Source organism: Xenorhabdus stockiae, from assembly GCF_002632825.1.
Taxonomy (GTDB): domain Bacteria; phylum Pseudomonadota; class Gammaproteobacteria; order Enterobacterales; family Enterobacteriaceae; genus Xenorhabdus; species Xenorhabdus stockiae.
This window is the reverse complement of record NZ_NJAJ01000042.1, coordinates 18,372-27,947: the sequence shown is the minus strand read 5'-3', so window position 1 is coordinate 27,947 and position 9,576 is coordinate 18,372. Positions and strand designations below refer to the sequence as shown.

5 protein-coding genes are annotated in these 9,576 nt (G+C 42.0%); 2 read left to right on the top strand and 3 right to left on the bottom strand.

Annotation, left to right across the window (positions count from 1 at the left end):
- Positions 1-132 precede the first annotated feature (132 nt).
- Positions 133-384 (bottom strand): multiple stress resistance protein BhsA, encoded by a 252-nt coding sequence (bhsA, locus tag Xsto_RS17375; protein WP_099109595.1) that lies wholly within the window; start codon positions 382-384, stop codon positions 133-135.
- Positions 385-1,068: 684 nt separating this feature from the next.
- Between bhsA and Xsto_RS17370 the strand changes: the two genes are divergently transcribed.
- Together Xsto_RS17370 and Xsto_RS17365 are read left to right on the top strand one after the other, a co-directional pair.
- Entirely contained in the window at positions 1,069-2,181 is a 1,113-nt protein-coding gene (locus Xsto_RS17370; protein WP_099109594.1) for an efflux RND transporter periplasmic adaptor subunit, read from the top strand.
- Between the two features lie 12 nt (positions 2,182-2,193).
- On the top strand, positions 2,194-5,274 hold the full coding sequence (locus tag Xsto_RS17365) for a MexW/MexI family multidrug efflux RND transporter permease subunit (RefSeq protein ID WP_099125881.1): 3,081 nt from the start codon (positions 2,194-2,196) through the stop codon (positions 5,272-5,274).
- A gap of 122 nt (positions 5,275-5,396) precedes the next feature.
- Here the strand turns inward: Xsto_RS17365 and Xsto_RS17360 are convergent, their stop codons facing one another.
- Positions 5,397-5,597, bottom strand: a complete 201-nt coding sequence (locus Xsto_RS17360) for an MbtH family NRPS accessory protein (protein WP_099109592.1) — start codon at positions 5,595-5,597, stop codon at positions 5,397-5,399.
- A complete protein-coding gene (locus Xsto_RS17355) occupies positions 5,585-8,746 on the bottom strand; it encodes an amino acid adenylation domain-containing protein (RefSeq protein WP_099109591.1) in 3,162 nt (1,053 codons plus the stop codon). The genes Xsto_RS17360 and Xsto_RS17355 overlap by 13 nt, the downstream gene beginning before the upstream one ends.
- Positions 8,747-9,576 lie beyond the last annotated feature (830 nt).

Here is a 9,576-nt window from a genome sequence, read left to right as displayed (position 1 = left end):
TTTCATGTCACCTTACCCGAAAAAGGACAGGAATTAGCTACCCGGCTGACCGATAATTTCCAGACTTTAATTCCTGCATCTTCAAGTTAATTGCGTATAGGTTATCATCAATATATGATGCATAACTATTAGCTATCTATATATCTCAGCAGTTCCACTTAACTGATTCTGGCCAGATGCAGAGATAATACGGAAATATTTTGCTCCCGCTTCGTCAGCCTTTTTGGATAATTGCTCAGTGAGTGCTTCTAACGTTTCTGCCCCTGTTACTGAAACAATGCCTATCTTCTCTCCTGTTGCGGATTTGACCTCAACTGCGGCCATTGAACCAAATGAAATCGTGCTTAGTGCCAATAACGCGATAATATACTTTGAGGTTTTCATCGTGTGATCCTATTTTATTTTTCAATTTACGAAAGTTCTGTGAAATATTTTATCAATTGGTAGCAGCATTGGATTCTTACTTTAGAACCTCAAGTTAACATGAGGTCAATAGGTATAGTAAAAATAAATATATTTTTTATAAGAGCCTAACAAACCAGAACATGTTATATATTATAATTCAATTAGTTAACTGAAAAAACAGGAAGAAAAAATAAGCAATATATTGATGTGATAAAGCTGAGTTCAGAAAAAAATAGGTACATTACATCAATCAAAGGTGCTGGCAGTATTGTCAATTACTACATGAAAGTTACTTCGGATTTTGTATCCAAACTTAGATAACCATATAAAAATTAATAATTCCAACTTTTTGATATCTAATGTCAGATTCAAATAACGACCAGTAAAAGTAAAGCTATTTTATTTATCTTCATTATATCTATTGACTTCATGTTAACTTGAGGTTCTAGAGTAAATATTTAACGAATAAACTACTAGGTCACGTATAGGAGTTTCTATGGTTGGTCAAACAGCGAATTCTAAACTACTACTATTCCTTTCCAAACCATCCGGTCATATTTATTTCACTGGAGATCATTCAATTAATAAATTCCATTGAAAAAATGAATAACCATTCGAAAAACCAAATTAAAAATTAAATTCCTTAAGAGATTTATATAAATCATGAAAAAGAAAATATCTGTTTGTCTGGGTGTTACTTTCTTGCTGGTAACCAGTCTTGTGGTTTATCCCCTAAATACTTCTTCTACGAATGAATCATCAAATACGGCTTATCCAGCTATAAAAGTGGCATTGGCAGAAGTAAAAGAGATTCATCTTCCGAGAACATTACACGGTGTCGGAGAACTTGAAGCTGACAAGCAAGTTTATTTGGCGGTGGAAACCAGTGGAAAAGTCACTGATATTACATTTGAGTCTGGTCAATATGTCGAACAAGGCCAATTGTTGGTGAAAATTAACGATAGCGTTGAGCGAGCTGAACTGACCCGTTTACAAGCACAATGGAAAAATGCTGACAACCTCTATCAGCGCACCAATAAATTATTTACCAGCAAGGCGGTTGCCACATCCGAATTGGATAAGGCATTAGCGGAGCGGGATATGGCATCAGCGGCCATTAAACAAATAGAAGCGCAGATAGCTCAGAAAACTCTCCGGGCATCTTTTTCAGGCGTCCTCGGGATACGACAAGTCCAATTAGGGCAATACCTTCATGCAGGAGATGTGATTGCCAACCTAGTGGATGCCAAAAAACTCAAATTGAATTTTTCTCTGGATGAACAGACGGTTCCTGACCTGAGGGTTGGACAGTCAGTCAATATCGTGGTTGATGCCTATCCGAATCAGAATTTTACCGCCCAAATAAAGGCGATTGATCCTCTGATAGGAAGATCACGCACTGTGCAGCTACAGGCAACTCTGGATAATCCCGAAGGAAAATTAAAAGCAGGCATGTATGCCAGTATTCAGGTCATGCGTCAGGAAAATACCCTCGCTTTGGTGATACCTGAAACGGCTGTGACTTATACCGCTTACGGAGATACTGTATTTATAGCACAAGGCGCAGCGCAAGACCCCAGCCAACCTATGACTGTAAAACGCATTTCTATTGATGTGGGACAGCGTTGGAATGGGTTAGTGGAAATCAAAAAAGGCTTAGTTAAGGGCGATCGGGTTGTGACATCTGGCCAACTGAAATTACATGATGACATCCCTGTGGTCACGGTCGATGAAGATACCTTGAATATAGCAAAATTATCTATCACAGGTGCTTGATGGAGAAGGAAAATGATATTTACTGATATTTTTGTTCGCCGTCCGGTACTTGCTTTGGTAGTCAGTACATTGATCTTCTTATTGGGGCTATTTTCCCTCAATAAACTTCCTATCCGGCAATATCCACAATTAGAAAGTTCCACAATAACTGTGGTGACAGAATATCCTGGGGCTTCATCTGATTTGATACAGGGATTTGTCACCCAGCCCATCTCACAGGCTATTTCTTCTATTGAAGGTATCGATTATCTATCATCTTCCTCAGTACAGGGCAGAAGTACCATTACGATTCGTATGGAGCTTAACCAAAATTCAACGCAGGCTCTGGCGCAAGTGATGGCAAAGATAAATCAGGTCAGATATAAGCTACCAAAACAAGCTTATGATCCCGTTATTGAGCTGTCTTCAGGAGAATCAACGGCAGTTGCTTATGTTGCATTTTCCAGTGATTCGTTGCCGGTATCGGCGGTAACAGATTACCTTTCAAGAGTCGTTGAACCCATGTATTCATCCATTGAAGGTGTTTCTACGGTTCAGGTTTTTGGAGGACAACAACTCTCTATACGTTTATGGCTGGATGCGGATCGTCTAGCGGGACGTGGATTAACTGCTGCAGATGTAGCAGCGGCAGTCAGGCAAAATAACTATCAGGCGACACCCGGAAAAGTGAAAGGCGAATATGTCGTTTCAAATGTCCACGTCAACACAGATCTCACTAGTGTTGATGAGTTCCGTGATTTGGTCATTCGTAATGATGGTAATGGATTAATTCGTCTGAAAGATGTCGGCACGGTAGAACTGGGTTCCGCCTCCACTGAAACCAGTGCAATGTTAAATGGTAAAGCAGCGGTGCATCTGGGGTTATTTTCTACTCCAACGGGGAACCCGCTTATTATTGTCGAAGGTATCAAAAAATTGTTACCGGACATTGAAAAGACACTTCCACCGGGTGTTAAGGTTGAACTGGCGTTCGAAACCTCCCGCTTTATTAAGGCTTCTATTGATGAAGTGACCAAAACCTTGTTAGAAGCTTTGGTTATCGTGATGATAGTGATTTATCTCTGTTTGGGTTCATTGCGTAGTGTATTGATCCCGATAGTTGCTATTCCACTATCAATGTTAGGTGCGGCAGGGCTGATGCTGCTCTTTGGTTTCAGTATCAATTTATTGACATTGTTAGCAATGGTGTTGTCAATCGGTTTAGTCGTCGATGATGCGATTGTAGTGGTTGAAAACGTACATCGCCATATTGAAGAAGGGAAATCGCCAATCATGGCAGCCTTTATTGGTGCAAGAGAAGTGGCAGGCCCTGTGATTGCTATGACAATTACACTTGCCGCAGTTTATGCCCCAATTGGGTTGATGTCTGGTCTGACTGGCACACTATTTAAGGAGTTTGCTCTGACGTTGGCGGGCGCAGTTATCGTATCCGGTATTGTTGCGCTTACGTTATCTCCGGTAATGAGTTCTTTTTTATTACAACCTAAGCAGCAAGAAGGAAGAATGGCCCGCTGGGCTGAGATCATTTTTGAGAAATTATCCCATCATTATTCTCTCCTGCTGAGTGTCTCTTTGCGTTATCGGTGGATAATGGGCGGATTTGCTGTGCTGGTTGTCATCAGCCTCCCCTTACTTTATCAGCAAGCCCATCAAGAATTAGCCCCGGTTGAAGATCAGGCTGGGCTGTTAGCTGCGGTTAAGTCCCCCCAACATGCTAACCTCGATTATGTGGAAAAATTTTCCCATAAACTGGAGCGTGTATTTCGCGAAATTCCCGAGATGTCAGGGACATGGATTATTAATGGCGTTGACGGGGTTTCTTCGAGTTTTGGTGGCGTGGAATTATCAAAATGGAGTGAACGTCAGCGTTCCGCTTCAGAGATTCAGGCACAGTTACAGGTTGCCGTAGGTGAAGTGGAAGGCAGCAATATTTTTATATTCCAGCTTCCGCCATTACCCGGTTCAACCGGAGGGTTACCCATTCAGATGGTACTGCGTAGCTTACAGCCCTATCCTGTCCTGTACCAAACGATGGAGGAAATTAAGCAACAAGCACGTTTAAGCGGGTTATTTGTTGTCGTAGATAGTGATCTGGACTATAACAATCCGGTAGTACAGGTTCAGATTGACCGGGCCAAAGCCAATAGTCTGGGAATTAAAATGCAGGACATTGGGGAGTCATTAGCATTGCTGGTAGGAGAGGACTACATCAACAGATTCGGGATGCAAGGCCGTTCATATGATGTAATTCCACAAAGTATACGTGACCAACGATTAACACCGGAAGCCTTATCCCGCCATTTTGTCAGGACTGAAAATCAAAATATGATCCCACTTTCTACGATTGTCTCTGTTTCGACAAAAGTTGAACCCAATAAACTAACCCAGTTCAATCAGCAAAATGCAGCCATTTTTCAGGCTATTCCTGCCCCAGGGGTAACGATGGGACAAGCAGTGGCTTTCCTTGAGAGTGTGCTGGATAATTTACCTGTAGGATTCAGCTACGACTGGCAATCTGACTCCCGTCAATATAAGCAGGAAGGGCATGCTTTGCTTTTCGCATTCTTAGCCGCATTAATCATCATTTATCTGGTACTGGCTGCTCAGTACGAAAGCCTCATTGATCCTTTGATAATACTGATCACCGTTCCCCTTTCGATTTGTGGTGCTCTGATCCCGTTAGCCATGGGATATATTACACTGAACATTTACACTCAAATTGGCTTGGTAACCTTGATAGGGCTTATCAGTAAGCACGGTATTTTAATGGTGGAATTTGCCAATAAATTACAGGAGCGCGAAAGGCTGGATAAGCGTTTAGCTATCTTGCAGGCCGCAAAAATTCGCCTTCGGCCGGTATTGATGACGACAGCTGCAATGGTTATTGGCCTGATCCCACTCTTGCTGGCCAGTGGTGCGGGGGCTAATAGCCGCTTTGGTCTCGGATTGGTGATTGTATCGGGTATGCTGGTAGGCACATTTTTCACCTTATTTGTATTACCAACTATATACACCCTACTGGCAAGAAATCACTCTGCCTTTGCGGTAACACCAAGAAAACAGCAGGTTATAGAAGCTGATAAAATGGTGTAGCAAACAGCTTAAAAGGGAAAAAACCATGCAATCTGATTAGCGTGGTTTTCAGTTAAGAAAAAATGGGTATCGCCTTTGAAGCGATACCCATCATCAATAATCTGGTCTACTCATACATCTATTTAGTGCATATCAGTCTGCTTTTTAGTGGGCTCCGGCCATATACCCGCAATATACTCAAGACACTCGGCTTTGGGGCCTTCCTTTCCTGTCGCCATCCAGCCAATCGGGATCCGATATTCGTCAGGCCAGATTGAATACTGCTTTTTACTGTTAATGACAACTATCCACAGCGCGGCTTCATTTCCGGTTAATTGTTCCATGAAAATACCCCCTGTCTGTAACTTTCCGGCAATACCTGAGGCAGGAACCCGGTACTGATCAGATAATTCAGTACTTGGCAGACATATTCAGATGTAATAACCGGACACTGAATATCTGATCCTTCCAATGCTGCCAACGTCTGTTTCAGCTCCAGTTCTGGCTGGATTTCATGGAGATAATCAGGATCCAACGCGCGGTAAGGTTTCTCTGTCATATCCCGAATCAGCGGAATCAATGGGTACAGAGAATGAGAGTCATCCAGAGCAAGAATTCTCTCTTTCCCTTCATTGAAAGGAACTGGATTAAGGATATAGCCAAACTCCTGAACCCAATCGAAAAACTGACGGATAGAAACTTGCACCGGATTAAACAGGTTAAAGAATTTCCCGTCAGATTCACGCTGCTTAGAAATATGCACCAGTGAAGCCGCTACGTAATCAACCGGTACGATATCCAGCAATAATCCATGAGCAGGATAGGAGCCCATTTCCAGATAACCTTTCAGGGAAGCCACAAGATAATCATTCCCCTGCGCAGCTCCGGTACGGGTATGTCCGAGGATCAGGCCGGGACGGTAAATACTCACTGGCATCCCCCGTTTACGGGCAATGTTGATAATCCCTTCTGATACCCACTTGCTGCCCGAATAACCGGAAGGATCACGTATTGTTTCGCTCATAGCGCGATCATCTTCCATAAATGGCCGTGGAGATTCAGTAGCAAACAAAGCATTCACAGAAGAAACATAATGGAAATGTTTCAGGCGTGAAGTAGAGGCAAATTCCAGTGCGGTTCTTGTGCCATCAACATTAATGCTTTTTAGTGAACTATAAGGATAGATAAAGTTAACCAGCGCACCGTTGTGATAAATCACATCCACATCCTGCGCGAGTTTATCCCAGATTTCAGGCAACAAGCCAAAACGGGGTTGCCCCAGATCCCCTATCACAAAATCCACGCGGTCAAGGCTATTACCTACATCAATCTGATAATGAGCAAAACCATCCAGGATCCTCTCAAGGGCATGTGCTTTGTCGTCAGCACGGCACAGACAGATAACCTGAGCTGAAGTCTGTTTCAACAGTTGTTCCAGCAAATGCAGGCCAAGATATCCGGTCGCTCCCGTCAGCAGAACAGTATCAGGCTCATACCAGTTCGCATGTGGTAAACCATCAGGACGTATACTTTCTTTCAGATAAACATCTTTTCTCAGCGTTTCTGCATGTTGCTGAATAAGCGCTTCACTACGGTAAACACTGTTGAAAGGAATCAGATTATTTTTGTGGACTTCACTCATCTCATCCAGAATAGCCGCAATTCGGGCAATTGTGGGTTCAACATAGATACCGGAAATAGGGACCCTGAGTGAAAATACTTTTTCAATCCGTTCCACCATACGGGCGACCAGAATAGAGTTACCGCCAATCTGGAAAAAATCATCAGTAATGCCAAAAGTTTCCGCAGCCAACAAATCGCCCCAGATAGCATAAACCCGTTTTTCTGTTTCTGTTTCCGGCTGCACCGCATCATGACTGGTATTCAGACGTTCTGCCACTTCTTCCAGACGTTTCCTGTCCCGCTTGCCACTACTTGTCAGCGGAATATAAGGAATGCGGTAATATTCAGAGGGGATCCAGGCTTCGTGCAGGCATTCTCGCAATGCGACCTGAGTTTCACGTACCCACTCCTCCGATATAACCATATTAGGATCAAACAATACGAACGCCTGTATCTTGGCAAAATCACCGCTTCCCGCGACACGGATAATGGCATCCTGAACCCCGTGTTGTTTTCTCAACGCAATTTCTATTTCACCCAGTTCAATTCGATAACCACGTACTTTGACTTGATCATCCTGCCTTCCCATATAAATGAGAGAACCATCTTCAGTCATACGGGCCATATCGCCTGTCAGATAGGCTCTTTTCCCCTTTCCGTTGACATCAGGGACGTACCGTTTAGCTGTTTCAACCGGATTATTGCGATATCCAGCTGTCACACCTAACCCACCGATCAGGATTTCACCTACCGTTCCTTTAGCGACAGGACGCAGATTCTTATCCACAATACTGATGCTGGTGCCGGGAATCGGCCCGCCCAACTGTACCTTATCTCCTTTTTTCATGCGAAATGCCGTTGACCAGATTGTCGTTTCTGTCGGGCCATAAAGGTTCCATAAAGTGCCACCAGATTCCGTTAATTGATCGGCCAAATCTTGTGACAGCGCCTCACCGCCGCAAAGCATGCTGATATCAGAACGCGGCGTCCAGCCTGCATTCAGTGCCATTGACCAGGTTACTGGAGTTGCCTGCGCCAGAGTAAATTGAGGATCAGAGAACACACGGGATAGCGCCATCGCATCACGCTGGGTCTCAGTGGGTGCGATGTAGATACTGCCTCCATGAACAACCGTCAGCAGTAGCTCAAGGACTGAAATATCAAAAGAGAAAGTAGTCAGCGCAAGCATACGATCATTCTGGTTAACTGATAATAACTTGCCCAGTGCGCACAGGAAGGCCGCCAGATTGTCATGCTGCACCTGCACAGCTTTCGGTAGTCCGGTAGAACCAGAGGTAAACATGATATAGGCCGGATGATCGCCTAATTCAGGAATAACAACATCCTCCGTTATTTTCTCAACTGTATAGGCAAGGCGCTCCATCGGAATATGTGTTGATGCTTTCAATCCCGCTGATACCGTTTCATCAGAGACCAGAATACTGTCAGGTAAGCTGGCGAGAATATCATTCAAACGTTTTTCCGGCATCATGGTATTAAGGGGAATATATACTGCACCGATCTGCCAGGTCGCCAGCATCGTGATAAACCATGGAATACCCCTCTCGGCTGCAATAGCGACATAACTCCCCATTGTTACACCATAACAACGCAAAACATGCGCTGCGCTGATAACCCGTTGCTGTAACTCACCAAATTCCAGAATTCCATGCGGATCTGAAACAGCAATATCATGCGGTGCTATTTTTGCCAGTTTTGCTAAACGGGATGGTACATTATCAAACCATGGCTGAAGTGTTTTTTCCATATAGCTGATATTAATGCCATTAATATCAGAAGGGTTAGAGAATGAGGATTGTTGCCCAATAAATGCTGTGTGTAATATTGCCTTGTGTGTGTAAGTATTCATAATGATGTTCTCATTCTGATCTCCACTTTGTTCCATCATTTTTTATGATGAATGGAGATATTTATGCTGTTAGTCAATAAATATCAGCTATTGTCCACATTTGGCTCCTACAATGACCTTATGTTGACCTTCACTGAATAAAAAAAGTAAACTTCAAGAAAATTATTTAAAATTAAAGAATTATTATTTAATATTTATTTGTAACTTTTAATTAATTACACAATCAACCCATAATTATATTTTTTTACTAGTGAATAGAGTGTATTACGCCTTATACACCACTTCATCACCTTGATATAACTTGTTTTTATTTTATAAAACAGCTATCCACTACTCATAAAACCCTGCTTCGTGAGCATGAATAACCATTTGTAGTAATATCTATTATTTCTGAATCAAAACTCAATCATTTTATTTATAACTGTGTTATAAAAAACGCAAAATATGTAAATAAATATAATCAAAATTATTAAATAAAAAATAACAGCAAAAAATAGTAAATATCAGTTAAGAAAACAGACAAGAAATATCACATTTTCATTCATCACTATCTGTTTAGATAATCTTATATTTGTTTAAATAAGATTCGTATAATTAAAACGGCGAATATATTCCCACAATAATCATAGTCCTTTATGACAAAAAGAAAATAAACGAATGGAATACGCTCAAAAATAACCGCCAAACATTCTTAATTGTGACAGAAATCACGATAATTAAAATAAAACTTATTTCAAAAGAGCCATAAATCGCTCAAAATTGTGGTCTTTACGAAATTATATCCATATGTTAGCGATACTTCACAGATATATAAGTCTGTTTTAGCTATT

What these genes read in the sequence shown, in the direction of transcription:
- Xsto_RS17370 (WP_099109594.1), top strand. Translation starts at nt 1,069, where the DNA reads ATGAAAAAGAAAATATCTGTTTGTCTGGGTGTTACTTTCTTGCTGGTA.
- bhsA (WP_099109595.1), bottom strand. Translation starts at nt 384, where the DNA reads ATGAAAACCTCAAAGTATATTATCGCGTTATTGGCACTAAGCACGATT.
- Xsto_RS17360 (WP_099109592.1), bottom strand. Translation starts at nt 5,597, where the DNA reads ATGGAACAATTAACCGGAAATGAAGCCGCGCTGTGGATAGTTGTCATT.
- Xsto_RS17355 (WP_099109591.1), bottom strand. Translation starts at nt 8,746, where the DNA reads ATGAATACTTACACACACAAGGCAATATTACACACAGCATTTATTGGG.
- Xsto_RS17365 (WP_099125881.1), top strand. Translation starts at nt 2,194, where the DNA reads ATGATATTTACTGATATTTTTGTTCGCCGTCCGGTACTTGCTTTGGTA.